At 59.0% G+C, this 26,763-nt stretch carries 26 protein-coding genes and 2 tRNA genes; 19 read left to right on the top strand and 9 right to left on the bottom strand.

Annotated elements, in window-relative coordinates:
* Positions 1-7 precede the first annotated feature (7 nt).
* Entirely contained in the window at positions 8-235 is a 228-nt protein-coding gene (locus tag G6N78_RS03140; protein ID WP_165215701.1) for a hypothetical protein, read from the bottom strand.
* Positions 236-552: 317 nt separating this feature from the next.
* Here G6N78_RS03140 and G6N78_RS03135 point away from each other — a divergent pair, with 317 nt between their 5' ends.
* The 5 genes from G6N78_RS03135 to G6N78_RS03115 all read left to right on the top strand — a co-directional run bounded on the left by G6N78_RS03135 (position 553) and on the right by G6N78_RS03115 (position 6,173).
* Positions 553-774, top strand: coding sequence for a hypothetical protein (locus tag G6N78_RS03135; RefSeq protein WP_165215700.1), 222 nt, complete (start codon positions 553-555; stop codon positions 772-774).
* A gap of 175 nt (positions 775-949) precedes the next feature.
* On the top strand, positions 950-1,546 hold the full coding sequence (locus G6N78_RS03130) for a hypothetical protein (protein ID WP_234905870.1): 597 nt from the start codon (positions 950-952) through the stop codon (positions 1,544-1,546).
* Positions 1,547-1,606: 60 nt separating this feature from the next.
* Complete coding sequence (locus G6N78_RS03125) at positions 1,607-3,511, top strand: AAA family ATPase (RefSeq protein WP_165215698.1); 1,905 nt, start codon at positions 1,607-1,609, stop codon at positions 3,509-3,511.
* Positions 3,490-4,392, top strand: coding sequence for a metallophosphoesterase (locus G6N78_RS03120; RefSeq protein ID WP_234905869.1), 903 nt, complete (start codon positions 3,490-3,492; stop codon positions 4,390-4,392). Before G6N78_RS03125 ends, G6N78_RS03120 begins: the two co-directional genes overlap by 22 nt.
* A 1,556-nt stretch (positions 4,393-5,948) precedes the next feature.
* On the top strand, positions 5,949-6,173 hold the full coding sequence (locus tag G6N78_RS03115; RefSeq protein ID WP_165215692.1) for a hypothetical protein: 225 nt from the start codon (positions 5,949-5,951) through the stop codon (positions 6,171-6,173).
* A gap of 36 nt (positions 6,174-6,209) precedes the next feature.
* On the opposite strand, the gene G6N78_RS03110 is transcribed toward G6N78_RS03115, so the two are convergent.
* The 4 genes from G6N78_RS03110 to G6N78_RS03095 all read right to left on the bottom strand — a co-directional run bounded on the left by G6N78_RS03110 (position 6,210) and on the right by G6N78_RS03095 (position 9,892).
* The gene (locus G6N78_RS03110; protein WP_165215690.1) at positions 6,210-6,644 is read right to left on the bottom strand and encodes a hypothetical protein; all 435 of its coding nucleotides are present in this window, start codon (positions 6,642-6,644) and stop codon (positions 6,210-6,212) included.
* Positions 6,645-6,728: 84 nt separating this feature from the next.
* Positions 6,729-8,729: an ATP-binding protein gene (locus tag G6N78_RS03105; protein WP_165215688.1), complete on the bottom strand. Its 2,001-nt coding sequence runs from the start codon at positions 8,727-8,729 to the stop codon at positions 6,729-6,731.
* Between the two features lie 408 nt (positions 8,730-9,137).
* Positions 9,138-9,335, bottom strand: coding sequence for a hypothetical protein (locus G6N78_RS03100; protein WP_165215687.1), 198 nt, complete (start codon positions 9,333-9,335; stop codon positions 9,138-9,140).
* A gap of 482 nt (positions 9,336-9,817) precedes the next feature.
* Positions 9,818-9,892 (bottom strand) — tRNA-Thr (locus tag G6N78_RS03095).
* Between the two features lie 151 nt (positions 9,893-10,043).
* Between G6N78_RS03095 and G6N78_RS03090 the strand changes: the two genes are divergently transcribed.
* The 14 genes from G6N78_RS03090 to G6N78_RS03025 all read left to right on the top strand — a co-directional run bounded on the left by G6N78_RS03090 (position 10,044) and on the right by G6N78_RS03025 (position 19,977).
* Positions 10,044-10,250 carry a hypothetical protein gene (locus G6N78_RS03090; protein ID WP_165215685.1) on the top strand — a complete coding sequence of 69 codons (207 nt, stop codon included), beginning with the start codon at positions 10,044-10,046 and terminating at the stop codon, positions 10,248-10,250.
* Positions 10,251-10,370: 120 nt separating this feature from the next.
* Positions 10,371-11,663, top strand: coding sequence for a UDP-N-acetylglucosamine 1-carboxyvinyltransferase (gene murA / locus G6N78_RS03085; RefSeq protein WP_165215684.1), 1,293 nt, complete (start codon positions 10,371-10,373; stop codon positions 11,661-11,663).
* Positions 11,664-11,764: 101 nt separating this feature from the next.
* Positions 11,765-12,193 (top strand): DUF2948 family protein, encoded by a 429-nt coding sequence (locus tag G6N78_RS03080; protein ID WP_165221209.1) that lies wholly within the window; start codon positions 11,765-11,767, stop codon positions 12,191-12,193.
* A gap of 68 nt (positions 12,194-12,261) precedes the next feature.
* Entirely contained in the window at positions 12,262-13,560 is a 1,299-nt protein-coding gene (gene hisD / locus G6N78_RS03075; protein ID WP_165215682.1) for a histidinol dehydrogenase, read from the top strand.
* A 3-nt stretch (positions 13,561-13,563) separates the two neighbouring features.
* Positions 13,564-14,037 (top strand): UPF0262 family protein, encoded by a 474-nt coding sequence (locus tag G6N78_RS03070; protein WP_165215681.1) that lies wholly within the window; start codon positions 13,564-13,566, stop codon positions 14,035-14,037.
* Between the two features lie 2 nt (positions 14,038-14,039).
* On the top strand, positions 14,040-14,522 hold the full coding sequence (locus G6N78_RS03065) for an arsenate-mycothiol transferase ArsC (protein WP_165215672.1): 483 nt from the start codon (positions 14,040-14,042) through the stop codon (positions 14,520-14,522).
* Between the two features lie 165 nt (positions 14,523-14,687).
* Complete coding sequence (gene infA, locus G6N78_RS03060) at positions 14,688-14,906, top strand: translation initiation factor IF-1 (RefSeq protein WP_004435948.1); 219 nt, start codon at positions 14,688-14,690, stop codon at positions 14,904-14,906.
* 62 nt (positions 14,907-14,968) lie between these two features.
* Positions 14,969-15,589, top strand: a complete 621-nt coding sequence (locus G6N78_RS03055) for a Maf-like protein (protein WP_165215669.1) — start codon at positions 14,969-14,971, stop codon at positions 15,587-15,589.
* 9 nt (positions 15,590-15,598) lie between these two features.
* Positions 15,599-15,808, top strand: coding sequence for a DNA gyrase inhibitor YacG (yacG, locus tag G6N78_RS03050; RefSeq protein ID WP_165215667.1), 210 nt, complete (start codon positions 15,599-15,601; stop codon positions 15,806-15,808).
* Positions 15,809-16,029: 221 nt separating this feature from the next.
* Positions 16,030-16,105: transfer RNA gene (locus G6N78_RS03045), tRNA-Phe, on the top strand.
* Between the two features lie 105 nt (positions 16,106-16,210).
* On the top strand, positions 16,211-17,116 hold the full coding sequence (locus G6N78_RS03040; RefSeq protein WP_165215664.1) for a metal-dependent hydrolase: 906 nt from the start codon (positions 16,211-16,213) through the stop codon (positions 17,114-17,116).
* Positions 17,117-17,129: 13 nt separating this feature from the next.
* Complete coding sequence (locus G6N78_RS03035) at positions 17,130-17,948, top strand: class I SAM-dependent methyltransferase (RefSeq protein ID WP_165215662.1); 819 nt, start codon at positions 17,130-17,132, stop codon at positions 17,946-17,948.
* Positions 17,949-18,253: 305 nt separating this feature from the next.
* Positions 18,254-19,162, top strand: a complete 909-nt coding sequence (locus G6N78_RS03030; RefSeq protein ID WP_165215659.1) for a metal-dependent hydrolase — start codon at positions 18,254-18,256, stop codon at positions 19,160-19,162.
* Positions 19,159-19,977 carry a class I SAM-dependent methyltransferase gene (locus G6N78_RS03025; protein WP_165215657.1) on the top strand — a complete coding sequence of 273 codons (819 nt, stop codon included), beginning with the start codon at positions 19,159-19,161 and terminating at the stop codon, positions 19,975-19,977. Before G6N78_RS03030 ends, G6N78_RS03025 begins: the two co-directional genes overlap by 4 nt.
* Before the next feature lie 4 nt (positions 19,978-19,981).
* On the opposite strand, the gene G6N78_RS03020 is transcribed toward G6N78_RS03025, so the two are convergent.
* From G6N78_RS03020 to mprF, 4 genes are all read right to left on the bottom strand, one after another.
* Positions 19,982-21,205, bottom strand: a complete 1,224-nt coding sequence (locus G6N78_RS03020) for a TIGR03862 family flavoprotein (protein WP_165215654.1) — start codon at positions 21,203-21,205, stop codon at positions 19,982-19,984.
* Positions 21,206-21,287: 82 nt separating this feature from the next.
* Positions 21,288-21,920: a TerC family protein gene (locus G6N78_RS03015; protein ID WP_165215652.1), complete on the bottom strand. Its 633-nt coding sequence runs from the start codon at positions 21,918-21,920 to the stop codon at positions 21,288-21,290.
* 138 nt (positions 21,921-22,058) lie between these two features.
* A complete protein-coding gene (locus G6N78_RS03010) occupies positions 22,059-23,429 on the bottom strand; it encodes a virulence factor family protein (RefSeq protein WP_165215649.1) in 1,371 nt (456 codons plus the stop codon).
* Complete coding sequence (gene mprF, locus G6N78_RS03005) at positions 23,426-26,026, bottom strand: bifunctional lysylphosphatidylglycerol flippase/synthetase MprF (RefSeq protein ID WP_165215647.1); 2,601 nt, start codon at positions 26,024-26,026, stop codon at positions 23,426-23,428. The genes G6N78_RS03010 and mprF overlap by 4 nt, the downstream gene beginning before the upstream one ends.
* Positions 26,027-26,763 lie beyond the last annotated feature (737 nt).

Below are 26,763 nucleotides of genomic sequence, written 5' to 3'. Positions count from 1 at the left end.
CAATCTCCTATTTTACCACCTGCACCCCATCAAGGGCGATTTCAAGGGCCGCCTGAAGTCTAGGGGTTATCTTATTTAATTTCTGCAATAAAAGCAATACTTCATGCAATTCGTTTGGCGTCCCCGTGGGGTCGCCTGCAAATTCGTTTAAGAATTGCTGCGCTGCCTTCGTCATGTCCGGCGACATTGCGTTGGTACGCAGGGCGCGGATCAATGTGGAAGGATGAACGCCCATCAGGGCTGCCGTTCCTGATAGCGATAAGCCAAGCTTCACTCGCCGCCGATCTAACGCCAAGCATAGGTCCGGGTTTAACAGTCGTTTAGGGCGTCCTCGCATATTGCATAAATTGCATATAATATAATATTGCACAATATCGAAAAGCGATTTTTATGTCCGTGTACGCTGAAGCAGGGGATACACGACTACTTTCGGATCAAAATCCGTAAGCGCCACAGACATGGAACGGGATAGTCGTACTGCCGAAGTAAAAGGCCGTCCTTTGCAGAATTCGCCGCTGCGGTCCGAAACAATGAGGCCGGAACAAACACAAAATGACCGATCCAATCTCCAAGGCAATCCAGAGCGCAATCGTCGGCATCCGTCTATTGGACCCGGCCACTGGTGCCAGGCTAGGGCAGCTAAAGTTGCAGCAAAGCATGAACATAGGGACCGCCTTAAAAGTCGATGGTGCCGTGCTCCACTACAGCCCAGAGCATGTGAAAAGTCTGACCACGACTGAATTGAAGGATGCTTTGGCGAACGCAGTTGGTTGATAAGGTTCACGGTCCGCATCGCCTCCTCCGCAAAAAAGACCGTTGACACGCTTCATGATGTTCCCTATCTGTTCTGGCCATGAAAAGCGTGACCCTACACATCATACGAATATCCCGCTGATCCACCGCCTCGCGAGGGGCCGTCATCAATTGCGTGTATATTCGAGTTGTGTAGATGAGTATTCAGTCGTTGCCTTCTGGCAAGACGTCCCGTACGTCGCAAACCATTCTCTCCCAGCCCAAATTCAACCGTTGCGTGGGCCGTTTCGCCGCCAGGGACCAATTGGCGCGTGATGTGGCGTGCTTGTTGGAATTCGAAGACGAGATTTCCAGCTGGAACTGCCGGTCTCTACAGCTGCGCCAGGGGTTTGATACCTACTCTCCCGATTTCGTCGCCGAACGTCAGTCTGATGTCCTGGTGATCGATGCCGTTGGGCAGCGTCGCCCGCCCCAGTGGGTTGCCGAGGCAATCATCCGCGAAGGGTTCACATACCGGACGATGTCGCGTGGAGACATCGATCCGATCCGTCTGAAGAATTGCAAGGACCTGCTTCAATGCTCGGGCGGTGAAGTGAGCTTGGGGGACAGGGTGAGATTGCTGTCCGCTCTGGATGAACAATCATCCCTGACCCTGGCTGAGAGCCTTACCGTATTCCAGGAAACCAAGCCGATACGTGGTTTGGCAAATATGGTCGTTGCGCGTCTGATCGAGATCGATCTCGACACCGCGCTGATCGGGCCAGAGACCGTTGTTCGCCGCTATCGCGGCTGACCCATCACCACAAAATTCCCTGTTCGAAAATTCGCGCCTCAGGCTGCGAGGAGGATAACTGTGCCTAAAACAAACCATTCCCTGAAAACACCGCAGGACGCAGCGTTGTACTGCACGCTTAAACGGGCACTCAGGAAGGCCCCTGACTTTATCAGAGGTGCTGACAGCGTGGTCCTGTTGAATGTTCCATCAGACCGATCTGGCGAGGACTACGACGCAAGCGCCGAAAATCTCGTCCTTCGATTTTCTGCGGATCGCGATGATATCGCCTACATGATGATTGCGGCTACCGATAAGCCAAGGACCATTCTCAAGAGGATGGATGGGGACTTCAGCCGAAAGCGCCGCCTTCTCATTTTCAGGGAACAGGGTGCCGAACTTCCTGTTCAAGTCTCCTTGAAAGTTGACGTCGAAGTCGACATCCCCCCGATCTCGACAATGGACTTTCGGATCGGATGCCGGATTGCCTATCAGATGGACGTCAGTCCCTCTGAAGCGGAAGCGGCGATGTCTTATCCGCTACTGCATGTTTGGGCGGCATTGCGGCGAGGTCGTCCAATCGGGAACGCGTTGGCGCGTCTGGCCGAGGCTTCTGCCCTCGATGCCAAACCGTCGAGTGCCAAGAGTGAAAGCCTGCCGCCGTTGCAGGACATGTTCGGCTATGGCCAAGCCAAGGATTGGGGACTTGAGCTTGCCCAGGACTTGATCGACTGGCAGCGAGGTAAGATCGATTGGTCGGAAGTCGATACCGGGATTATTTTATCAGGACCGCCAGGCGTCGGAAAGACGCAATTTGCCGCCGCACTTGCCCGACAATGCAATGTGCCAATCATCGCGACGTCTCTGGCGCGATGGCAGGCAAGGGGGCATCTTGGTGACCTCCTGAAGGCTATGAGAGGTGACTTCGAAAAGGCGAAGGAAACAGCGCCCTGCATTCTATTTTGTGATGAGTTGGACAGCTTCGGCGACCGCAATTCCTTCTCGGCTGATAACAGAGATTACAGCACACAGGTGGTGAACGGGTTTCTCGAACACCTGGACGGGCTCGATGGGCGTCAAGGCGTCGTCGTAATCGGTGCAACCAATGCTCTGGATCGTATCGACCCTGCCATTTTGCGGCCCGGGCGATTGAACAGACATATTGCTATTCCCCTCCCCACTGCGTCAGACAGGATCGCCATCCTTCAGCAACAGCTCGGTCAGCCTCTGCCGAGAAAGCACCATCCAAAGTTGATGGCAGCCACCAACGGGTTTTCCGGAGCTGATCTCGCCAAGGTGGCCCGAGATGCCAAACGTCTTGCCCGACGGGCCAAACGTGATGTGGCAGTGGCTGACATCGTGAAATCGCTGCCAGAAATGGTGGCGATCACAGGCGAATTGCGGCGGGCGCTCGCGGTTCATGAGGCGGGCCATACCGTCGCGGTCGTCGCGCTTGATCATGGCAAGTTCTACGGTGCCATGATCATCGATCACACGCGCAATGACAGTGAGACGGTGCCGGGTGGTGGGGCATACTTCGAGGTACCCAACGTCGCATACCGCACCGTCAGAACCTACAGGGATCGAATTGCAGTGTTGCTGGCGGGGATTGCCGCTGAAGAAGTGCTCCTTGGAGCGGTGAGCGACGGAGCTGGTGCAGGCCCGAACTCTGATCTGGCCCAAGCGACGCGCATCGCCACAATGTTACAGAGCGGTATGGGCATGGGTAGTCGCCTTCGTCATAGCCTGGCGAAGAGCGACCGGGACCTTGAGACACTTCGCCTTCGCGACCCTAGCGTCGCAATCTGGGTGGACGATGTACTGCGGGTCGAATTTGAACGGGCGAAGCAGATTGTCCGCAGTCACCTGAAACTCGTGGAGGCTATTGCCGACGAGCTGGAGGAGAAGGGGAGAGTTTCGGCCGATCAGGTCGCAAAGATGGCGGCTAAGCTCGACGCACTGCCATGCATAGCGACCTTGGCCTGAAGCTTCGCACTCTTTTACGGCCAACGATGCGCAGCATCCTGCGCCTCTTTCCCCACATCCTTGAAGGTACAGCCATGAAAGCATGGATCATCAGTGACATGCACGTCACTCACGCCGATATGACTACCGAAATTGACATCCCTCAAGCCGATATCTGCGTCTGCGCAGGCGACCTATCTGGTTTCCTCGCGTTCGGCCTCGAATTCCTGAAACGGCGGATTGCTCCAACGATTCCGGTCGTCGTGGTGCTTGGGAACCACGACTATTATGGGAACACCATCGACGGTGCCCTGTCGGATGGGCGAAAGGCCACCGACGAAAGCAACATCCATCTTCTGGAAAACGAAACGCTCGAAATCGATCACGTCAGGATCATCGGCGCGACGCTCTGGACTGACTATCGGGTTCCGTGGGGAATCGACGATGAGTTGCCGCTTCCTGATCGTGCCGAGGCCGCCTTGTACTTCTGCCGAAGAAGCATGCTCGATTTCCGCGAAATCTATGGCTCGCCTCGCTTCCGTGAGGGAATGCCTCGGCTCATCACAAGCCGCGAGATCATCGCCAGGCATATGGAGAGCAGGGCATTTATCTCTGGTGAGATGGCAAAATCTTGGACCGGCAAGACCGTGGTCCTAACGCATCATGCGCCGTCTCCACGGTCGTTGCTGAAACAGTACCAGGGTGATGCCACCAACGCTGCTTTCGCCAGCGATCTCACTGATGTCATCCAGACGAGGCGGCCAGATATCTGGATTCACGGCCACGTCCATGAATTTCAAGACTACGTCGAGGGAAACACGCGGGTGATCTGTAACCCACTCGGCTATCGCCATGAACGTGGCAAAAACGGGTATCGCCATGGTTTCGTGATCGAGCTTTGAACCCGACCGGATGTGTCTGTACCCAACGGAGTAAATCGAAATGTCCAGCAAGCTGGTTCTAAAGCCACTTTGGAGCAACGGCTCCTGCACCTACGCGATCACCTTCAAAAAGATGTCGGCAGAAGACAGGCGAGAGGTCGAGCAACTCGCCGACAAGGCGGGCTACATTCGCAATGACGACAGTTGGACCCCGCCTAGGGTGGCACACAAGATGTCGGAGTTTTTCCGCGCCATGGCCAACGCTGGTTTTGGCCTGGAGTTTGACGATCCCGAAGACGCTCCCTTCGACCTTCAACGGTTGCATCTCTCAGCTGATACCCGAGGGGGAGCTGGAATGGCTAAGGGATTTCGAACTGTACCACTTATCGGGCTGGACGCCGGTGCAGGCAGAGGGACGGCTAGACGGACATCACTTTTATTTTCGTGCGCGCGGGAGTTACTGGCGGTTCGAACTTGGCGGCAACGAACGATACACACGGTCACCCAGGTGGTGGCACGAGGAATCTTGGCCCTCGGTGACAGGTTTCCAAGCTGGTTACATGTCCGACGAGGAGGCCGTTAGTTGCATTCTGAAGGCCATCGATCTTTTCCGAAACGGGGACAACAGCCACTTCAAGCCGGAACATCCAGAATACGAGCGGACGATTCTGGAAGGGTGGTCGGCTGGAGCCCTTAGCCTGCGCATCGTTACGATCAGGCTTGGCATTTCTGGGAAAGAAGCCGTCACACGAATGCGGACGTGGGGGATCGAACTGCCGTACACCGCCGATCGGGAAGTTCAATATGTGGAGTCGCTACCCATGCGGAAGCTTAGGTCGCGTGTTGGCCGCTAAGTAGGAGATACCGAAACACCTCGCGAGCGGTGCTGGTGACGCAGCTAACGTACATGTGGAGAAAGTTCTAAAGTGAGCTATCTTATGGAGAAGAGCTAGCGCGCTCTGCTAGAGGGGGAGACATTAGCGACCGAGCGTGCCATGTGTCATCTTGGGGATTGTAAATGCCAGGAAGGGGGTAGCAGCTATTGATCAGCAGGAAGTCTTTGACATTAAAGGTTGCAATCGGCAATTGACTCACCATCGCCGCTGCCGCGATATGGAGGTCCTGCCCGAAGCGAATTCTTTTCGCCCCCGGATGAGATACCATGAGATTGCGAAGCTTGGGATCGGCAGCCAGATTCCCCCCACACCTCGGCAACATCCTTTCCAGTCTCCAGGATGGGCATGCCGGTGGCGATGAGCCCTTGGTACCAACTGGTCAGTCTGACGGCTTTGACGGGGTCACGAGAACAAAGCTGCATGATCCCCTGTTGAAACTCGACGATAGCAGCTGCTGGGATGGTGAGGTTCGACGCACTTTCTATGAACCGAAGTACCTGCGGATTGGGCCTAACCCTGCTGGTTTCGCTCAAGACACATGTATCCAGTAAGTATCCGGTCGTCATGGAAATGCCCGCTCAATTCAAATGCGAGCAGCGTCTGAAATAATGGTTAACAGGCGATTAACGGACGTTATTCCGTGAGGATTACGTTTAGGGCCTCCTCTTATAGGAGAGAATTATGAGTGAAGAAGATAGAAATCCCCGAGAGCAAGAGGGGATGTCAGCCGACATCATCGCCATCTCGAAAGACGGAGAGCTAAGGCGTTTCTTTGAGCGTCTCCGAGCCAATGGGACGCTTAGGGTCAACGATGGTGGCGATGAGTATGTGATTAAGATTTCAAGATCGCAGATGACAAACGAAGCGAGGGATTTTTTGGCTCGTGGGGGACCGATACCTGAATAGTCGCCCAAATACCGACGCCATCCATCGCGTGGCTTTTCAACGTAATCGTCGCACACGGACAGTCTCATCCATTCCTTCGACATGTAGTTCGAGCCCATTGATACCATCAATCACGATGGCGTTCGGACGATAGGCATAGTGATAACTGTATTTGTATTCCGCCTGCCCCCAAACGTGGCCATTTTCGAACTGAAATATGCTCTGGCCTTCATATCCTTTGAAGTCAGAAACAATCGCGCCCTCTTCGACGCAGCTTATCTCACGGACGGGAACTGCCCCCGGCACCCCTTCCACCTGGATGACGAGATTCGACCCTTGTTGGAAAACTCTCACACGGGGCCGATATGCGTAGTGGTAATGATAGTGATGAACACTCTGCTGAAAAACGTGGCCACTATCTAGCCTGAAGACTTGGCCTTCGTCGAAGCCGTTGAATTCATCCGAAATGCAGCTGTGCAAATTGTAGGACATCTTCGATTGACCCAGCGATCATCAACTACAGTTTTTTAGGGAGAAATTTCCCCTGGCGCAATATTTGGTTGCACGAACTCGGCCTCACTCACCCAAGAGCACCGAAAAGAAAGCCTGATTGCGCTTTTTGGCGTTCGCAACGAGCGTGTCGTATCCAAATGCCTGGATGAAAATTTCTTCGTTGTCTCTATACCGAACGAAAATCTCGGGATTCCAATCGTTCTTGAAGTCATGCTTTTTCAAGACTTTGACCAGCGATGGTGTCTGATCGGCGATAATAAACGCGAAGCGACGAACCACCCCACGAAATGCGAAGAACGTCCCATCCGTCTTGGTGATGGACCCTCGTTCTGTTGCCTTCTCCAAGGTCTCTATAACCTGTAGCACGGGATCACTTTTGACATTGCCGAAGCTATAATCATCCCGGCTTGGCCGCTTGAATTCAACAATCGTAACGGTCGTCCCGTCGTTGTCGCCCAAAACCATGCTATCGTCGAAAAATGCGATATCGGTGACTTTGTCGCCGGTTTTCCTATTGCCGCCATGCATGGTTCGGTCGCTGGATATATACGGCAGGAAGGCGAGCGCATCGTCGATGAGCCATAGGTTGTGCTCAAAATAGCTGGCTTCGACATTATCTGTGAACCGCCTGAAGACAAGCTCGTGGATGGTATCTTCCGGCGTTCGCCCGCCGTCAGGCCGGAATTTGCGGGCGGCTTCGACCAGTTCGATTACGCTTTTCCTGTGAAGGACGTATTCGGCGAGTGCTTCCTTCTTGTTCGCATCAAGGGTACTTGCCAGACTTTCGATGTTTTCCCGATAGCTGTCGGGGTTCTCCATGACGCTGGCTATCTGTTTACTGAGATCGTTCGACGCGCGGAAACGTTCGATTGCCAAGTCTGATACGAATTCCTCGGCTGACCAGTTGTTCGGCTTCGAGGCAACATAGTCTGTAACGCTTCGACCCTTTAATCCGATTCGGAGGATTGGATTTTCTTTCAGAGCGTCCGCCAAATCGTGAGACTGCTCACTTTTGATTTTTTCGATCTGAGCGGTTTCCGACGCCTGGATCACGTCACTCACCTTCGAGACGATCCCCTCGACGGCTTTAGCGGACAGGTTCAGTCCGGTGCGGGCGTCATTCAACCGGGACTCAAATGCAGTGCTGCTCACGACACCGATGATGATATAGCTTTCATTCTTCTCGTCGAGGAAATGCGGTTGTCCAAGCTTGTTGGACAGGTCGCGTGGCGCACCGACTATCCGGTCCGCCGCCGAGAACAAGAGGCAATGATTCTTGAATGACTTTGTTTTCGGTATTTTCGTTAGGGCGTACTTGATGGTCTCGGAAACACCATCGATTTCAAATGCAAAGTCCCCCGACTTGAACTTGATGAACACTGCGCTGAAGTGCGCTTTGATGTCCTGAGGCTCCAGATCGTCGAATTGTATCGTAATCTCCGGAAGCCAGCGGTAGAGAAAATAGGGCAGAAAGTGGCTGGCTATCGAGTCGGCCACATCTTTAGACTGCAGTTCTCGAACGAGTTCATGCCACGGTGTCAGCAGCTGATCATAGACCACGCAGACGCCGGTTTCGTCGAACGCTGGCGCTTCATCCAGAAATATGAATTCCTTTTCTCGAAGGAGATCGAACTGAAATGAACGGGTCAGCTGGTCAGCAAAAAACTCATATCGGCTGAGGTATACCGATCTGCCAAATACCTTAAATGCTATGAAGCGACCGAAACCACGTCCATGAGCCTTCAGCTTATATCCGGAGAAAGGTGTTTTGAAGGACTTGTAGTTCTCATCGTTCAGGCCGACCCCGTTGTCAGTAATCGTAATTTTTAGTTTCAGCGGGTCGTTGGGATGCTCGAACCTGATCGCAATCTTCCCCAGCTCACTGGACTGCTTATCTCCGTATTTCGCCTCGATTCCGTGCATCGCGTTTGACACGGCCTCAAAAACGGGAAGAAGGAAGTCATGCAAGGTCAGGGATAAGTGTGTGCGTGATAGCACGGCCTGCATATCGGGCTTGATCAATTCGTCCGTTTTTATCGCCGATGCATCCACAATGGCCCCCATACCGTTTCTTGCACTCTAGAGTTTATCCAACAGGCCCCGCAAGGAATTTCACAACCTTGGACGATTGCCGTCCCTTGCCTGTAAGTCGGTCATGGGCGATGATTGCACCAAATTCTTGGTTCGGCGTTAGTGACCTTGGGATTCAACATTGGAGATGTCGGGGCGTGTTTCTTCGTTATCTGGCTTTGCGTTGATTGGTTTTGCGACCTCAATGTTCAGATGGAGACGTTTATGAAGTCATTGCTCAACACTGTCGTGAATACTCTTGCGGTTCTGTGGGGCCAGGTGGTGGAGGAGACACGTCATCGGCAAGAAAGTGCTTGAACCCTGATCGTCAAGCCGGGAGACCGTAGAGGCGGTTCGAGTCCGCCACCCCACATCCATTTTGGGCGACGAGAAGCTTTCGTCTTAGATGGCACTGATGATCTTTATCTCGAAGGTGCATATGTCACGCAGATAGATCACGGCGACGGAGGTGATGAAAAAAGCTCTTTCAGAGCCATCCTGGTTTACAGCGACCCGAACTTCGATGCCGTGGCTTTTGAGCGGCCACTTGGCCGCACCCTCAAACGTAACACCGACTACGTCAGGTTCGAAATCCTTCATACTGACGACGTAGGCAAAGGGTTCTCAAGTCTGGCTCAAAACGGAGACCGGCAAGAGAGCCAAGTGATGGCGGCGGGCTTCCAGACCTATCGTTCTGCCTATGACCTGCTCGTCCGATGCATGATCTATCTGCGTACTCCGGATCGCGATCTGGAGGCGGGCTTCTTTGCTGGCGCTCCGGTATCGATGCAGCGGAAGCGCTGGGTGACCCTGAGGCGCTCTACGATCTTCTGTCGGATGGGTTTCCAGTGGTCCAGTTTGTCGGTCGAAACATCAAGCCGATAGCGAAATTGCAGCAACCAGACTGGTGCCCCCAAACGTTTAGGTTTGGAAGGTAAGGTGTCTGCCGACCTGATAGTTGGCCATGATTTCGTTTGGGGCCAGCGATAAAGGCACTTTTGGCCACAGATGCCTGCCGTAGGGACAAACCTTTGGGGCGACACCACCTGAAGTGTTCGTCTTCGTATTGACAGGAAGTTTGATGGTGCTGCCGAGTGGGATTGAACCACCGACCTCTCCCTTACCAAGGGAGTGCTCTACCACTGAGCTACGGCAGCAGGTCGCGCTTGCAGATTTGTCTGCGCTGCGGTGAGCGGGCTTCTGCCATAGCTTACCGGGGAGCGCAAGCCGCAATTTGAACTTCTTTTCCAAAACCGGTGAATTGTCCCGCCGCTTTGGGTTTTGCGCGGATTCGGTTATGCAGGGTTCATGAGCGAATTGGACGAATCGAAGCAGGCAAAGGCGGAGCGCAAGGCGCGCCAGCAGGCGGAAGCGGAGCGGCGGAAAGCGCGCGCGGCCGAAAAGCTGCGCGAGAACCTGATGCGCCGCAAGCAGCAGTCGCGGGCAAGGCGTGCCGGCGAGGCTGATGCGACGTCCGGCCTTCCTGCCGCAAAAGTGGACGAAACAGGCGAATGAAGGCCGCAAAAGCCTTGCGGCGCGGGCCTATTCAAATTGCAGTGGCAGGGGATATCGTCTAAGGACGCCATCTTTCGGGCATGAGAAGGAAAGGCGGGCAGACAAGCCCGTGGTCGTTGAATGGATCGCATCAAGATTTCCGGCGGTAACGAACTGCGCGGCATCATTCCGATTTCGGGCGCCAAGAATGCAGCCCTGCCGCTGATGATTGCCTCGCTTCTGACGAGCGACACGCTGACGCTCGAAAACGTGCCGCATCTCGCCGATGTCGAGGGGCTGATGCGCATCCTCGGCAATCATGGCGTCGATATTGCCGTCAACGGTCGCCGCGAGCGCCAGGAAGATGGCTATTCGCGCACCATCCATTTCACCTGCCGCACCATTGCCGATACGACAGCCCCTTACGAGCTTGTGTCGAAGATGCGGGCAAGCTTCTGGGTCATCGGGCCGCTTCTGGCGCGCGAGGGCCGCGCCCGCGTCTCGCTGCCCGGCGGCTGCGCCATCGGCACGCGCCCGGTCGATCTGTTCCTCGAAGGTCTGGCAGCCCTCGGCGCCGAGATCGAGATCGACGGCGGTTATGTCAACGCCACGGCGCCGAAAGGCGGCCTGATCGGCAATCACTACCGCTTCCCCAAGGTCTCCGTCGGCGCCACCCATGTGATGATGATGGCGGCAACGCTCGCCAACGGCACGACGGTGATCGAGAACGCCGCCCGCGAGCCGGAAGTCGTCGATCTCGCCAACTGCCTCAATGCCATGGGCGCAAAAGTGTCCGGTGCCGGCAGCAAGACGATTACCATTGAGGGTGTCACCTCGCTCTCCGGTGCCCGCCACCGCGTGCTGCCGGACCGTATCGAGACCGGCACCTATGCCATGGCGGTTGCCATGACCGGCGGCGACGTGACGCTGGAGGGCACCGATGGTGCGCTGCTGGAAAACGCGCTCGATACGCTGCGCCAGGCGGGCGCCGAGATCACTGAGACGCCGAGCGGCCTGCGCGTGGTGCGCAACGGCAACGGCATCCAGCCGGTGGATGTGGTGACCGAACCTTTCCCGGGCTTCCCGACCGATCTGCAGGCGCAGTTCATGGCGCTGATGACGCGCTCCTCCGGTGTCTCGCACATCACCGAGACGATTTTCGAAAACCGCTTCATGCATGTGCAGGAACTGGCGCGTCTCGGCGCCCGCATCTCGCTCTCCGGCCAGATGGCGCGCGTCGAGGGCGTGTCGCGCCTCAAGGGTGCGCCGGTCATGGCAACGGATCTGCGGGCCTCGGTGTCGCTGGTGATTGCCGGCCTTGCCGCCGAGGGCGAAACCATCGTCAACCGCGTCTACCATCTCGATCGTGGTTTCGAGCGGCTGGAAGAAAAGCTCACCCGCTGCGGCGCGGTCGTCCAGCGCGTCAGTGAATGAGGCTCTGCTGTTGCACCGTGCATCCGGCCATCCTATCTCCATGACCTGACAAGCAAAGCCGCGCGGCCCAAGCGTGGGTGATGAGGACAAAAATGGATCAGATGACGGAACTGAGGCTGCTGGCGCTGGATGCAGAGGATCTGAAGATCATCTCCGCGCACATGCAGGACAGCGTCTTCAAGCCGCAGGATATTGACTGGAGCGCCAAGCGCGGGCAGTTCTCGCTCGCGGTCAATCGCTTCGTCTGGGAAGCGGCAAGCCGCGGCGCCAAGGGTTATAAACGGCGGCGGGCGGCGCTTGCCTTCAAGCGGGTGTCTGCCGTGCGCACGCTCGGTATCGATCGCAAGGCGGATACCGTCTATTCGCTTCTCGCCATCCGTTTCGAGCAGAACGGCGAGGGGCCGGATGGCCGGATCGAGCTGACGCTGGCGGGAGGGGCCGCGATCAGCCTGGATGTGGAATGTATCGAGGCACAGCTGGCCGATACCGGCGGTGCCTGGGAAACCACCAACCGGCCGCAACACGATTGACGGTCGGTTGCTGCCGGATCGCCTGACTGGCGGCGGGTGGTGTCTTGAAATGTGAGGGGACGGGGTTAGTGGCAATCTGGCTTGAGCAGACATCGGCGGATTTCGAAGCGCGGTTCGCCGCCTTCCTGACGACGAAGCGCGAAGTATCCGAAGACGTCAACACGGTGGTGCGTGCCATCATCGAGGATGTGCGCGCCCGCGGCGATGCGGCGCTTCTCGACTATTCGAAGAAGTTCGACCGCGTGGACCTGTCCGAGGTCGGCATGCGGGTGACCGAGGCCGAAATCGAGGCCGCCTTTGCCGAGGTCGAGCCTGCCGTCATCGATGCCCTCAAGCTTGCTGCCGAACGGATCGAGCGCCACCACGCCCGCCAGATGCCGAAGGATGATATCTACGAGGATGCAATCGGCGTCGGCCTCGGTTCCCGCTGGACGGCGATCGAGGCTGTCGGCCTCTACGTGCCGGGCGGCACGGCGAGCTATCCGAGCTCCGTGCTGATGAATGCCGTGCCGGCGCGCGTTGCGGGTGTCGAACGCGTCGTGATGGTCTGCCCGGCCTCCGGCGGTGCGCTCAATCCGGCGGTGCTGGTGGCGGCGAAGATTGCCGGCGTGAGCGAAATCTACCGGATCGGCGGTGCCCAGGCCGTTGCGGCACTGGCGTATGGCACCGAGACCATCGCACCGGTCTACAAGATTGTCGGCCCCGGCAATGCCTATGTGGCCGCCGCCAAGCGCCAGGTGTTCGGCACCGTCGGCATCGACATGATTGCCGGTCCTTCGGAAGTGCTGGTGATTGCCGACGCGGAAAACGATCCCGACTGGCTGGCCGCCGACCTTCTGGCGCAGGCCGAACATGATGCGGGCGCACAATCCATCCTGATCACCACCGACCGTGCGCTTGGCGAAGCGGTGGAGGCGGCTGTCGAGCGCCAGCTGAAGACGCTGTCGCGATCCGAGACCGCGGCCGACAGCTGGCGGGATTTCGGGGCCATCATTCTGGTGGAGAGCCTTGACGCCTCGCTACCGCTGGCGAACCGCATTGCCGCCGAACACCTGGAACTGGCCGTTGCCGACCCGGATGCGCTGTTGCCCGGCATCCGCAATGCCGGCGCCATCTTCATTGGCCGCCATACGCCGGAAGTCATCGGCGATTACGTTGGCGGATCGAACCATGTGCTGCCGACGGCGCGCTCCGCCCGCTTCTCGTCCGGTCTCTCCGTGCTGGACTTCGTCAAGCGCACCTCCATCCTGAGGCTCGGTGCCGACCAGTTGAACGCGCTGGGGCCGGCGGCCATCACGCTTGCCCATTCGGAGGGGCTCGATGCGCATGCGCGGTCGGTCTCCATCCGCCTGAACCGAGGACGATGAACAATGGCCAAGGGCGACTTCCGGCTGTGCGACGTGGTGCTGGATGACAGCATCGGCCGCTCGACGCCGGATGTCGAACATGAACGGGCGGTGGCAATCTTCGACCTGATCGAGGAGAACCGCTTCGAACCCGTGGGCCACGAGGGCGGACCTTACAAGCTCAACATCTCGCTGGTCGAACAGAAGCTCGTCTTTTCGATCACTACCGAGGCCGGCGAGACGGTTGCCACGCATATCCTGTCGCTGACACCCTTCCGGCGGATCATCAAGGACTACTTCATGATCTGCGAGAGCTATTACGAGGCGATCCGCTCCTCGACGCCGTCGCAGATCGAGGCGATCGACATGGGCCGCCGCGGCATCCACAATGACGGCTCGGAGACCCTGCAGGAGAGGCTGAAGGGTAAGATTACGCTCGACTTCGATACGGCCCGCCGTCTGTTCACCCTCGTCTGTGTGCTCTATTGGCGGGGCTGAGCATGGGCGAGGGGCCGGCTGTCGACGTGAAGATCGCCAAGCCGGGTGCCATCTTGTTTATGTGCGGCATGAACGCGATCCGCTCGCCGATGGCCGAAGTCATTGCAAAACGGCTGCTGCCACCCGATATCTACATCCAGTCGGCGGGCGTGCGGGCCGGCGATCCCGATCCCTTCGTCGATGTCGTTTTGCAGGAAATCGGTCTGTCGCGATCGAAGAAACACCAGCCGCGCACGCTCGACGAACTCGAGGATGACTATTTCGACGTGATCGTCACGCTCTCGCCCGAGGCCCACCACCAGGCGCTGGAACTGACGCGCTCCAATTCCGTCGAGGTGATCTACTGGCCGACCTTCGACCCGACGGTGGAGACGGGCACGCGTGACCGGGTTCTGGACGCCTACCGCACCGTGCGCGACGAGTTGTGGCGGCGCATTGAGGAGCGGTTCGGACGGGCCGGCCTGCAGGCCCCACAGACCGTGTAAAAGCCCGGCTCCGGCGCGGAAACAAGGGTGCTTCGTGCCCATGAAGAATCGGCGGAATGCGAGGTTCACAAATGGGCGGCAAACGTGTAGTTTCCGCGCACTTTTGCAAGGTTCGGGCCAAACTTGGCCTTGGACCCCAATCAACCACAGAAAGACAAGCTCTAGATGGCGAAAGAAGAAGTCCTTGAATTCCCGGGTGTCGTGACGGAATTGCTGCCGAACGCAACATTCCGCGTCAAGCTCGAAAACGAACATGAAATCATTGCCCACACGGCCGGCCGCATGCGCAAGAACCGTATCCGCGTTCTGGCGGGCGACAAGGTTCTCGTGGAAATGACCCCTTACGACCTGACCAAGGGCCGTATCACCTACCGCTTCAAGTAAGCGGGCTCGACCGAAAGCGGCGACGCCTCGTTTCGAAGGGCACGCCTTGATAGGGTATCTCCATGTCCCGGGACCAAAAGCTCATCCTGGCCTCCGGTTCGCCGCGGCGCCTTGATCTCCTCAATCAGGTGGGGATCAAGCCAGCGCGGCTGATGCCGATGGATATCGATGAGACGCCGAAGAAATCCGAACATCCGCGCTCTCTCGCCCGCCGTCTGTCGACGGAAAAGGCGGAGGCCGCGTATGCCGGCATCAGCGGGGATCTCGCCTGGCGCAACAGCTATATCCTGTCTGCCGATACGGTGGTGGCCGTTGGCCGCCGCATCCTCTCCAAGACCGAGTATATGGAAGAGGCGTCCGCTGCACTGCACCTCCTCTCCGGGCGCGGCCACTGGGTCTATACCGGCGTCTGCCTCGTCACCCCTGGCGGCCAGTTCCGCCAGAAGGTGGTGGAAACCAAGGTGCGCTTCAAGCGCCTCTCGACGCGCGAGATCGAAGCCTATCTCGCCTCCGACCAGTGGCGCGGCAAGGCCGGCGCCTATGCCATCCAGGGCATTGCCGGAAGCTTCGTGCAGAAGCTCGTCGGCTCCTACAGCAATGTCGTCGGCCTGCCGCTTTACGAGACCGCCCTGCTTTTGAACGGCGAAGGGTTCGACGTCGCGGCCCACTGGGCCGAAGGCTGAGAAACCGTCATGGCCAACGATCCTTTGTTCCCCGGCGCCAAGGTGGCGCCCCTGCGCAAGACGAGACCCTGCCCGGAATGCGGCAAGCCCTCGCAACGCGATCATTACCCCTTCTGCTCGGACCGCTGCCGCACGCTGGACCTCTCCCGCTGGCTGAACGGCGCTTATGCCATCCCCGTCGCCGATGACGAGACGAAAGCCGAGCCGGGCGACGACTGAGCGGCCTTGCCGCGTGCCCTGAAAGAAGCCGTGCGGCATGACTGCGAGCGGCATTCTCCTTTTCTCATCAAAGGTTTGACGGCATTCTTCACAGGACTGTCAAAAAAGTTCTTAAAGCCGCTTGCCATGTCCGAACAAGATGTTATAACCCCGCTCGCTCCCGGGGACATCCCCCGGCGGACTTCCAAAGGAAGGCCGGAAGGCTTCACAAAAGCCGAGATGCCCGGATAGCTCAGTTGGTAGAGCAGCGGATTGAAAATCCGCGTGTCGGTGGTTCAAATCCGCCTCCGGGCACCATTACCTTATCCTCGCGCTCCTTTTTCCTTTCTTGTGTTGTGGTCGATCAGGGGATTGTTTAGCATCCCTGTGGGTGAAAACATCTTCTGCAGATCGGGACGAGACATGGGGACTGAAGCACACGGGGATCCAGGCAACCTGCATGCGGAGGCGCGCACCACCGACGAGTGGGAGATTATTCCGCGCAATTTCCATTTCAACATCCGGGCCAATCGGAAGCGTCACTGGCTCGGGGATGATGTGGTGAAAACGGTTCTCATCGATAACCTGTCGATTTTCCTTCCGGAAGGCGAGCGCTTTTTCATCCGGTCGCTGAAGCACTACACACCGCATCTGGAGGACAGGGCTCTGGCGGCGGAGATCAACGGCTATGCCGTGCAGGAGGCGTTCCACACGCGCGAGCATGAGGAATACAATCTTGCCATGAAGGATCTCGGTTACGATGTCGATCTGATGGAGAAGCCGGTCGGGCCCTCGCTCGGCATGGTCAAAAACCCGCTGCACCGGGTCCTGGCGACCTGCGCCATCGAGCACCTGACGGCAACCTTCTCGACGCAGACGCTTCGCCATCCCGATGTGCTGGACGAGGCGGCTCCCGCCTACCGGCGCCTCTGGGTCTGGCATGCGCTGGAAGAGTTGGAGCACAAGGCGGTGGCCTATGACGTGCTGATGGCGGCGACCAAAGGCATGCCGGGCTGGAAGCGGTATCTGATGCGGGTGACCGCGATGAACGCCAATATCGTGTCCTTCCTCTATATCTTCATGCGCAACGTGCCGATCTATCTGCGCACGGACGGCATCAAGCCGGGCTTCCGGTTCTGGTTCCGCTTCTTCTGGCTGACCATGATCGCGCCCGGCTACTGGCGCCGATGCCTGCCGATGATTGCGTATTACTATTGGCCCTGGTTCAATCCGCGCAACAGCGACGACGCCGACCTCATTCGCCGTGGGCGCGAGTGGCTGGAGAAGGAGTTGGAAGGATACTCGCCGACCAAGCAGGCCTCGGCATGAGGCGGTCCATCGCATGACCAGTCGCGTCTTTTCAAAAGTCCTTGCCATCATGGATCATGGTGGCTTTCCCAAACTGCAGAAATGGGTGTGGCGCAATATCTACAATCTGCTGTCCCGCTTCTGGCGGGATCGGGACTGGCGCTTCATGAACTATGGTTATGTGGCAGCCGGTGCTGCCTTTCCGCTCAGGCCGGAGGATGAGCCGGAACGTGCCTTCATTGGGCTCTACCAGCAGGCGGTGGAGGGGCTTCCCGTGGAAGGTGCACGCGTCCTGGAGGTGGGGTCCGGCCGCGGTGGCGGGTCGCGTTACATCGCCCGCTATCATCAGCCGGCGTCGGTCACCGGTCTTGACTATTCGCCGGCCACCGTGCGGCTGGCCCGCCGGCTGAATGCCGATACCGCAACTGTCGCCTTCGAAACGGGTGATGCGGAAGCCATGCCGTTCGGCGATTCCAGTTTCGATATCGTCGTGAATATCGAATCCTCCCATTGCTACGGCGATGTGGCGGCATTCGCACGCGAGGTCGGACGGGTTATCAAGCCTGGTGGCTGGTTCACCTTTGCCGATATGCGCGGTCGCAACAGCATTCATGAACTCGATACACAACTGGCGGCGTCCGGCATGGAACTGGTGGAGAGCCGCGACATCACGCAGAACGTGGTCGCGGCGCTCGATGCAGCCGAGGCGCGCAAGCGGGAGCGCATCGGCCGGTCCTGGCTCATGCGCCGGTTCATGAGCGAGTTTTCCGGCTCGCAGGGCTCGGTCCTCTACAAGGGCCTGACCGGCGGCCAGGTCGTGTATGTGGCGCGACGTTACCGGAAGCCCCTCTAAAGTTCGATGCGCGCGACGGATGGCAAGGCCATAGGCTTATGCTGCCCGCAAAGATTGCGTTACGACAATTTTATCAATTAAATATAAGTGAATTGGACAAGTCTACAAGACTTTCTGCAATTTTGAAGTGCGCATCATTCTATTCGTAATTGATTATCATATTTTGAAATAGATATTTCTTATATAATAATAGATCAGTTTTATGACTGAGCTGTGGTCTGTTTCATTTGTTGCTTCAGGTGTCCGAATTGGCTAGCGTGTTTTCGGGCGATACTTGACGTTATTGAAATGGGGTCGGCAGCGTAATGACGGTGGATGTCAACGGAGGCGGCGCGGAAGCCCGCAGCACGGATGACTGGGAGATCGTGCCACGCAATCTCCATTTCAATATCCGTGCCAATCGCAAGCGGCATTGGCTGGACGATGATCCGATCAAAACGCTGCTGATCGACGGACTTTCGATTTTCCTGCCGGAGGGCGAGCGTTTTTTCATCCGCTCTCTCAAGCATTACACAGCCCATCTGGAAGACCGAGCGCTGGCGGCGGAAATCAACGGTTATGCCGTACAGGAAGCCTTCCACACACGTGAACATGAGGAATATAACCGGGCTCTTGCCGAACTCGGTTACGATGTCCCGGCGATGGAAAAGCAGATCGATACGACCATGGCGATGATCAAGAACCCGGTGCATCGGGTGTTTTTGACCTGCGCCATCGAGCATGTCACGGCGACATTGTCCATGCAGACGCTTCGGCATGCAGACATCCTGCATGGGGCAGTCTCAGCTTACAAGCGTCTTTGGATGTGGCATGCCCTGGAGGAAATCGAGCATAAAGCGGTTGCCTATGACGTGCTGCTGGCGGCCACCAAGGGCATGCCGAGCTGGAAGCGTTATCTGATGCGCATCACGGCGATGAACAGCACGATAGCCTTTTTCCTCTACATCTTCCTACGCAACGTGCCGATCTATCTGCGCGCGGACGGCACAAAGCCCGGCCTTCGTTTCTGGTGCCGCTTCTTCTGGCTGACGATGATTGCCCCGGGGACTTGGCGCCGCTGCGTGCCAATGCTGGCCTATTATTACATGCCATGGTTCAATCCACGCAACAGTGACGATGCCAATCTTGTTCGCCGCGGCCGGGAATGGCTGGAAAAGGAACTCGACGGGTATTCCTCTGCGGATGGCTCAGCCGTCAGGCCGTCGCCGGCATGAGTAACACGAATTTTTCGGCATTCATCGCCGTCATGGAAAACAGTGCGTCTCCCAAGGTGCAGAAATGGGTGTGGCGCAACATCTACAATTTGCTGTCCCGCTTCTGGCGGGATCGGGACTGGCGTTTCATGAACTACGGCTATGTGGCGGCCGGTGATGCATTTCCGCTAAAGCCGGAGGACGAGCCGGAGCGCGCCTTCATCGGGCTCTACCAGCAGGCGGTGGCGGGGCTTCCCGTGGAAGGTGCGCGCGTGCTGGAGGTGGGGTCGGGCCGCGGGGGCGGATCACGCTACATCGCCCGTTATCATCAGCCGGCGTCCGTTACTGGTCTTGATTATTCGCCAGCCACCGTGCAGCTGGCCCGCCGGCTGAATGCCGATACCGCAACTGTCGCCTTCGAAACGGGCGATGCGGAAGCCATGCCGTTCGCCGATTGCAGCTTCGATATCGTGGTGAATATCGAATCCTCGCATTGCTACGGCGATGTGGCGGCATTCGCGCGCGAGGTCGGACGGGTCACGAAACCGGGCGGCTGGTTCACTTTTGCCGATATGCGCGGGCGCAACCGTATCGCGGAACTCGATGCGCAACTGGCCGCTTCGGGGATGGAACTCGTGGAGAGCCGCGACATCACCTCCAACGTGGTCGCCGCGCTCGATGCTGCCGAAAGCCGCAAGCGGGAGCGCATTGGCCGGTCCTGGCTCATGCGACGCTTCATGAGCGAGTTTTCCGGCTCGCAGGGCTCGGTCCTCTACAAGGGCCTGACCGGCGGCCAGGTGGTGTATGTGGCGCGGCGGTATCGCAAGGCCTCGTGACGCCTCAGCCGCCACCCTCCTCCCGCAGCCACGCCGCGACCCCGAGCGCCGCCGCCTTGCCGGTGGCGAAACAGGCGGTGAGCAGGTAGCCGCCGGTGGGGGCTTCCCAGTCCAGCATTTCGCCGGCTGCGAAGAGGCCGGGGTGGGTTTTCAGCATGTAGCGGCTGTCGAGCGCATCAAAGCTTATGCCGCCGGCGGATGAGATGGCTTCTTCGATTGGGCGGGGCCTCAGAAGCGGCAGCGGCAGGGCCTTGATCGCCTTTGCCAGGCCGGCCGGGTCCTGGAGGCTTGTCGGATCAAGGCATTCGCGCAGCAGGGCCACCTTGACGCCGTCCAGTCCGGCCGCCTTGCGCAAGCGGTTGGAGAGGCTCGTCTTGCTCGGCAGGCGCGTCAGATGGTCCGTCAGTTTTGCGACGTCGCGTCCCGGGGCAAGGTCGAGCACGAGGCTGGCTTTACCCGTCCGCGCGAGACGGTCGCGCAGCGCGCTGGCATGGGCGTAGACGAGGCTGCCTTCGATGCCGTGCCGGCTGATGACGAATTCACCCTGGCGGCTGCCGGCATCGGAGGTGGCGGTGACGGATTTCACCGGTTCTCCGGCAAAACGGTCTCGGAACGTCTCGCTCCAGGCCACGTCGAACCCGCAATTGGCCGGGCGGAAATCGGCGATCTCGACGCCCGCCTCCGTGAGGGGCGCCACCCAGGCGGCGTCGGAGCCGAGTTTCGGCCAGCTGGCGCCGCCGAAGGCCATCAACGTCGCATCGGCTTGCAGGCGGATCTCGCCGTCGGGCGTCGCGATGACGCTTTCGCCGTTGCCGCCGAAGCCGACGAAGCGATGGCGCGGACGAAGCGAGACGCCAAGCGCGCCGAGCCGCTTCAGCCAGGCGCGCAACAGCGGCGAGGCCTTCATGGCGGTGGGAAACACGCGTCCGGAGGAGCCGACGAAGGTTTCGGTGCCAAGTTTCGCCGCCCAATCGCGCACGTCATTTGGCGTGAAGGCGTCAAGCGCGGCGGCAAGCCGGTCATTGGCTTTGCCGAAGCGGCTGCGGAACAGAGAAAAATCTTCGGAATGGGTGATGTTGAGGCCGGATTTGCCGGCGAGCAGAAACTTGCGGCCGAAGGTCGGCATGGCCTCGCAGACGGTGACGGCGTGACCTTGAAGAGCAAGCGTTTCCGCCGCCATGAGGCCTGAGGGCCCGCCGCCGAAGATCAGGATGGTGCGGCCCGTCATGGCGAGATCCGATCGCCAGTGAGCGCGGATAACCGGCAGCGTTCGACGCTGCCGGTCACGTTGACGAACGGGGAGGTGCCGGTCAGGCCAGCCATTGCTGAACGTAGGGCCACACTTCGACGAGGCCGTGATAGACCATGTTCGCGGTCACGTAGACGATGACGGCGAGGCCGAGATAGGCGATCCAGCGATGCTTGTGCAGCAGGCGTGCAACAAGGTTTGCCGCAAGGCCCATCAGCGCGATCGAAACGACGAGGCCGATGATGAGAACGCTCGTATGCTCCTGCGCGGCCCCGGCAACGGCGAGAACATTGTCGAGCGACATGGAGACGTCCGCCACCACGATCTGGGTGGCGGCCTGCAGGAAGGTCTTGTTGACCTTCGTCATCTCGCGGTCGGCTTCGCTCAGGGCATCCGCCGCTTCGTGTTCGGCCGCGCGCAGTTCCACCCACATCTTCCAGCACACCCAGCCGAGCAGCAGGCCACCTAAAAGCTGCAGGCCGACGATGCCGAGCAGATAGGCCGTTGCGGTCGCAAAAATGATGCGCAGCACGGTGGCGGCAATGATGCCGACCAGGATCGCCTTCTTGCGCTGTTCTGCCGGAAGGCCGGCGGCGGCAAGGCCGATGACGATGGCATTGTCACCGGCCAGAACGAGATCGATCGCAATGACCTGAAAGAATGCTGCAAGACCCGCAGCCGTAAAGATTTCCATGCTGTTGTCACCTCTGCCGCCATCGCTGTTGTCCCGCAGCCGATGGCACCCTCACCGTGAAAGCGGAGATCGCTTTAACGCGTCGCTACAGGCACTCAGCCGCCATTGGCAAGCAGAATCTTCGCGCGGCTGATGCCGTTATTTGGCAAGACGCGCCTTCAACGCGGTCAGGATGTACTGAGCGAGCTTTTCATAGTCCTCGTCGAAGTGATGGCCCCCTTCAATGCCGAGAATTTCCACGCCGGAGGCCGCGAGACCCTTGCAGGCCTCTTCGTCATCCTCCGTACCGTAGATGCACTGCACGCGCGCCGGATTGATCTGCTTCAGATCGACTGTCGGATCACCACCGTCGCCACTGCCCTGGCCGCCCAGCCAACCGGTGACGGAAATCTCGAACTCCGCCGAATGAGACAGCCCGAGCAGGCTGATCAGCGAGACCTTGTTGCGATCGGCCTCCGGCAGGCGATTGAAGGTGGAGGGAAGAATGTCCGCCCCGAAGGAATAGCCCACCAGCATGACGTTCTTGACGTTCCACTGCTTGCGGTAGGTGCGGATGATGCGGCTGAGATCCGTGGCGGTCTGTTCGGGTGTCTTCTTCGACCAGAAATAGCGCAAGGCATCGACGCCGACCACGGGAATGCCATCGGCCTGCAGCACCGCGCCCACTTCGCTGTCGATATCACGCCAGCCGCCATCGCCGGAAAAGACGATCGCCATGGTGTCGAGCTTCGGTTTGGCCTCCAGAATGGTCAGCGGTAGGCCAAGCGGTTCGTCGTCGGTGCCGGACGCATCGAGCTGGTCGGAGAGAGCGGCGATCAGCGCGTCATTGGCGCTGCCCTCGGCATCCTCGACGTCGAGATCGTCATGCTTTTCCTGGATGTCCTTCACGTGCTGGCGGCTGTCTGCGCTTGCCTGCGAGGTGAAGTAGACGCTGATCGGCGCCGGCAGGGCGCCGTCCGTCAGACCATAGGCAATGCCGTCCGCCGTCTGTTGCTTGTCGGCCGGCGTGCACAGCACCTTGGACAGCTTGATCGAAGCATCCGGATCGATCGCAATGGCCTGGCCGATCGTTGCCGGCGGGCTTTGCGCCAGCATGCCGAGCACGAAGGCGCCGCCGGCGCCGACACCGGCGACGATCGGGGAGCGGTAGCTGCCGCTTCCGAGCGAACGCTGAACCTGCTGGGCCAGCGATTCGATGTCGGAAATCATGTAGATGCAGTCTTCGTCATCCTTGTCGAGCGAGGCGATGTAGGAGGGAAGGTCGATGCCGATGACAAGCGCGCCCTTGGCGGCCAGCGCCTTGGCTTGCGCCTCTTCCGTAGCATTCCAGCCGTCGGCATCAGAAAGAAGGAAGATGTTGGCCTTCACCTTGCCATCCGGTTTGATGATGTGCGGCGAAGCGATCATGCCGCTATCGAACTGCGGCTGAGCCTGTTGTGCCTGGACGCTCGTCGAGGCAAAGGTGAAAGCAAGACAGCATGACGCGAGGGTGTGGAGGAAAGACTTCATTTGCCGACCACCCCGCGCACGCCACCGCTGATCAGCAGTGTAACATCCATCAGCGCCAGCACCACCCCGGTGCCGCCGGCCACGGCGAGATAACGCGGCTGCCACTGGGGATGGAACTTCGACTTGAAGGCCCTGAGGCCCCGGAAGTTGTAAAATCTTTCGCCGTGTTCGAACAAAGTGCTTCCTATGCGATCCCAGACCGGGGCGATTTCCCGTTTCGACATACCCGAAAGCGGTGCCATTCCGAGATTGAAACTCTGGTATCCGGCATTTTTCAGGCTATCGAGCAGGCTGACGAAGAGGAAATCCATCGCGCCGCGCGGCGCGTCAGCCGAAAAGCGCATCAGATCGACGCTGGCCTCCATCTTGCTGTCGGTGATGAAGATGGTCGCAAAGGCGACGATCCGTTCATCCTTGCGCAGAACCGCGACCGGTAGCGAAGAGATGTAGGCTTCATCAAAGGCGCCAAGCGAAAAGCCCTTTTCGCGGGTCTGGTGCTGGGCGAGCCAGCCATCGGAAACCGCTTTCAGATCCGGCATGGCCGCGGGAATATCGGCGGGTTCGAGAATGGCAAAGGACATGCCTTCGCGGGTACCCTTGTTGAGCGCCTGCCGCAGGGCGGCCAGCCGGCTGCCCTTCAGTTCGAAGGTCTTCAGGTCCACCAGTGCCATCTCGCCCAGCTTGAAGGCCCTGAGGCCGGCATCGGCGCAGAAGGACAGAAGTGCCGGCGAGACCTGATAGAGCACGGCGCGTCCACCGGCACCGCGGGCCTGTTCGACAAAACGCCAGATCAGTTCGCCGGTCTCGGACGCGTCACCCACCGGGTCACCGAGCGCGATCCAGGAGCGGCCCTGGACGCCGTACATGATGAAGGTCCGGCCGCTGTCGGAGAACATCACGCGCTTGTCGCCCATCCGCACCAGGTTGGCATCGGCATTGTCCTGGCCATTGAGGATTGCGACCGCCTTGTCGATGTCCTCGCGTGTCACCTCCGGCGGGTGATGGAAGGCCGGCCGCAGCAGGCTGAAGATGGCGATCGCAACGGCAAAGATCGTCGCACCGAGCAGGGCGCGAAGGCCGCGCGGCGCTTCGCCGACGAACTCGAACTGCCACCAGAGCTGGCGGCTGTATTCCACGTCGCGATAGACGAAGAGTAGAATGGCCGCCGCCCCCGCCAGGATCACCAGCATCGCCATGACCCAGGGCAGGCTGAGCACCTGGCTGAACAGCGAGGCCGGACGCCGGAAGCGCCGTGCATTGACGAGCAGCGCCAGAATGAAGACGCCGAGAAAGGCCGCTTCGCCAAGCGCGATCGCCCGCAGGAACGAAAAGACGAAGGCAAGCCCAGCCGCCGCCAGGGCGGCCCACCAGGCGCCATCCAGGCGCTGGGCAAGCCCGCGCGAGGCAATCACCAGCGCGAGACCGAGCAGGCTCGACAGGAAATGCGCGCCTTCGACCACCGGAAGCGGCAGGACGTTGGAGAGGAAATCGAGTTCCGTATCCGGCGTCGGCGTCACGCTGGAAAAGATCAGCATGGTGCCGAGCAGCAGCGCAAAGGCCGAAAGAAGCGGCGGCGAGATGCGCGCGGCAACCGTTCCGATGTCGCCGGCAATCGGATGGCGGGCAAGGGCCCTGGCTTCCGACAGCACGATCATGATGATCGCGATGGTGAGCGGCAGCACGTAATAGATGAGGCGGAAGAGAACGAGGCTGCCGAGCAGTCGGTCGAGACCAACGGTATCGCCCAGCGCCCCGATGATCACCGCTTCGAAGACGCCCAGTCCGGCCGGGACGTGGCTGAGAACGCCAAGCCCGATGGCGGCGGAAAAGATGGTGAAGAAGGAGAGCCAGCCGATGCTGTCTTCCGGCAGCAGCACGTAGAGGACGGAGGCCGAAACCGCAATATCGAAGGCGGTGATGAGAAACTGCCGCGAGGAGGTCAGCGTGTCCGGCAGGCGGATGCGGATCCGCAGCACCTGGAAGGAGCGTCCTTCACGACCGACGAACAACAGACCGGCCAGGAGCAGCAGCACGGCGACGGCGCCGGTGCGCAGCCAGACCGTATCGATGCCGACGATGCTGGAGAGCCGCGGTGCCGCAATCAGCGCCGCGAGGGAGCTGACGGCCAGCAGACCGAGACCGAAGGCGAAGGTGACGAAGGCGATGACGCGGGCGACATCCTCCGGCGAAAGGCCGAGGCGGCTATAGGCGCGGAAGCGGATGGCGCCACCGCTGAGTGCGCCGAAACCCGCCGTATTGCCGATCGCATAGGCGCTGAAGGCGGTAATGGCGACCGGCACCTTCGGCAGCTTGCGGCCGATGTAATCGAGCGCGTTGAGATCGTAGTAGACAAGGGATGCAAAGCTCAGCGCGGTGAAGAGGATCGCCAGTCCTATCGCCGACAGATTGGTATCCGCCAGCGCGATGACGACATCGTCATAGCGCACTTCGTTGGTCAGCTTGTAGACCGCCATCGCCATGACGCCGAACACGGCCAGCATGGCAATGGACGCAAGATAGACCCGGAAGCGGGCAAGCCTGGAGAAAAGCGAAGTCTTGTGAGCGGCGCTGTCGGCGTGAAGTTCTGTGTCGTGCATGTGTCACCTGGCGGATTAACCCGATATAGCCACACTCGGTGACAGATGTTCAACCAATCGGGCCGCAATCCCTCTCGCCTAAACTTCGTCAAAAGTGCGGCGGCGACACTGGTCTTGCAAAGAGGACGTGTGTGGAAGGGCACCGCCATCCGGCATCGTGCCACCGGGCTCATCGTGAAGCGCCACAGTTTGTCTTAAGAAGATCATTCGGATGCAAGCAATAGAGAGTCTGCCGCCTCGAAACGAGACAATGCATTCGACGCGGCCCGAAGCCCCGTCAATCCGATCCTCTCGGGTGGAACCACGTTCCTAGAGGATTGCCTTGCGGTTGCGGCGGCGCTCACCTTCTGCCAGCGAGATCAGCGCCATGCTGAAAAAAATCGCCAGTGCTATCAAGGCTGCGGTTAAATGCAGAACAATCATTGTCCTTTTCTCCGAAACATCATGCTCGACACTTGCGATCCTAGTCTGTTCGACTTGCTTCAAGCTTGCGTCCAAGTTTTTATCGTGGGCGCTATTTGTGGAGCGGTGAAATCTCTGGATACAGGATCGGTCATTAACCTTCAGGCAAGGAATTAACCATACAAATGATCCTAGACGGCGAGATGGGGTGATCCGTACCGATCCCTCTCAGGCATGAAGCCGCTGCGTCGTACCGGTTCAATCCGGTATCTCTTCCATGAAATTCCAGGTCAGCGGCTGGGAAAGACCAACCGGAAGCACGCTTGCCGCATGGC

Origin of the sequence: Allorhizobium pseudoryzae (genome assembly GCF_011046245.1) — a bacterium.
Lineage (GTDB): Bacteria > Pseudomonadota > Alphaproteobacteria > Rhizobiales > Rhizobiaceae > Neorhizobium > Neorhizobium pseudoryzae.
The sequence above is the reverse complement of the archived record's forward strand: the minus strand, read 5'-3'. Positions and strand labels throughout refer to the sequence as shown.

Coding starts and splice junctions, on each gene's coding strand:
- G6N78_RS03140 (WP_165215701.1), bottom strand. CDS start 235: ATGGGCGTTCATCCTTCCACATTGATCCGCGCCCTGCGTACCAACGCA.
- G6N78_RS03135 (WP_165215700.1), top strand. CDS start 553: ATGACCGATCCAATCTCCAAGGCAATCCAGAGCGCAATCGTCGGCATC.
- G6N78_RS03130 (WP_234905870.1), top strand. CDS start 950: ATGAGTATTCAGTCGTTGCCTTCTGGCAAGACGTCCCGTACGTCGCAA.
- G6N78_RS03120 (WP_234905869.1), top strand. CDS start 3,490: ATGCATAGCGACCTTGGCCTGAAGCTTCGCACTCTTTTACGGCCAACG.
- G6N78_RS03115 (WP_165215692.1), top strand. CDS start 5,949: ATGAGTGAAGAAGATAGAAATCCCCGAGAGCAAGAGGGGATGTCAGCC.
- G6N78_RS03110 (WP_165215690.1), bottom strand. CDS start 6,644: ATGTCCTACAATTTGCACAGCTGCATTTCGGATGAATTCAACGGCTTC.
- G6N78_RS03105 (WP_165215688.1), bottom strand. CDS start 8,729: ATGGGGGCCATTGTGGATGCATCGGCGATAAAAACGGACGAATTGATC.
- G6N78_RS03100 (WP_165215687.1), bottom strand. CDS start 9,335: ATGAAGGATTTCGAACCTGACGTAGTCGGTGTTACGTTTGAGGGTGCG.
- G6N78_RS03090 (WP_165215685.1), top strand. CDS start 10,044: ATGAGCGAATTGGACGAATCGAAGCAGGCAAAGGCGGAGCGCAAGGCG.
- murA (WP_165215684.1), top strand. CDS start 10,371: ATGGATCGCATCAAGATTTCCGGCGGTAACGAACTGCGCGGCATCATT.
- G6N78_RS03080 (WP_165221209.1), top strand. CDS start 11,765: ATGACGGAACTGAGGCTGCTGGCGCTGGATGCAGAGGATCTGAAGATC.
- G6N78_RS03070 (WP_165215681.1), top strand. CDS start 13,564: ATGGCCAAGGGCGACTTCCGGCTGTGCGACGTGGTGCTGGATGACAGC.
- G6N78_RS03065 (WP_165215672.1), top strand. CDS start 14,040: ATGGGCGAGGGGCCGGCTGTCGACGTGAAGATCGCCAAGCCGGGTGCC.
- infA (WP_004435948.1), top strand. CDS start 14,688: ATGGCGAAAGAAGAAGTCCTTGAATTCCCGGGTGTCGTGACGGAATTG.
- G6N78_RS03055 (WP_165215669.1), top strand. CDS start 14,969: ATGTCCCGGGACCAAAAGCTCATCCTGGCCTCCGGTTCGCCGCGGCGC.
- yacG (WP_165215667.1), top strand. CDS start 15,599: ATGGCCAACGATCCTTTGTTCCCCGGCGCCAAGGTGGCGCCCCTGCGC.
- G6N78_RS03040 (WP_165215664.1), top strand. CDS start 16,211: ATGGGGACTGAAGCACACGGGGATCCAGGCAACCTGCATGCGGAGGCG.
- G6N78_RS03035 (WP_165215662.1), top strand. CDS start 17,130: ATGACCAGTCGCGTCTTTTCAAAAGTCCTTGCCATCATGGATCATGGT.
- G6N78_RS03030 (WP_165215659.1), top strand. CDS start 18,254: ATGACGGTGGATGTCAACGGAGGCGGCGCGGAAGCCCGCAGCACGGAT.
- G6N78_RS03025 (WP_165215657.1), top strand. CDS start 19,159: ATGAGTAACACGAATTTTTCGGCATTCATCGCCGTCATGGAAAACAGT.
- G6N78_RS03020 (WP_165215654.1), bottom strand. CDS start 21,205: ATGACGGGCCGCACCATCCTGATCTTCGGCGGCGGGCCCTCAGGCCTC.
- G6N78_RS03015 (WP_165215652.1), bottom strand. CDS start 21,920: ATGGAAATCTTTACGGCTGCGGGTCTTGCAGCATTCTTTCAGGTCATT.
- G6N78_RS03010 (WP_165215649.1), bottom strand. CDS start 23,429: ATGAAGTCTTTCCTCCACACCCTCGCGTCATGCTGTCTTGCTTTCACC.
- mprF (WP_165215647.1), bottom strand. CDS start 26,026: ATGCACGACACAGAACTTCACGCCGACAGCGCCGCTCACAAGACTTCG.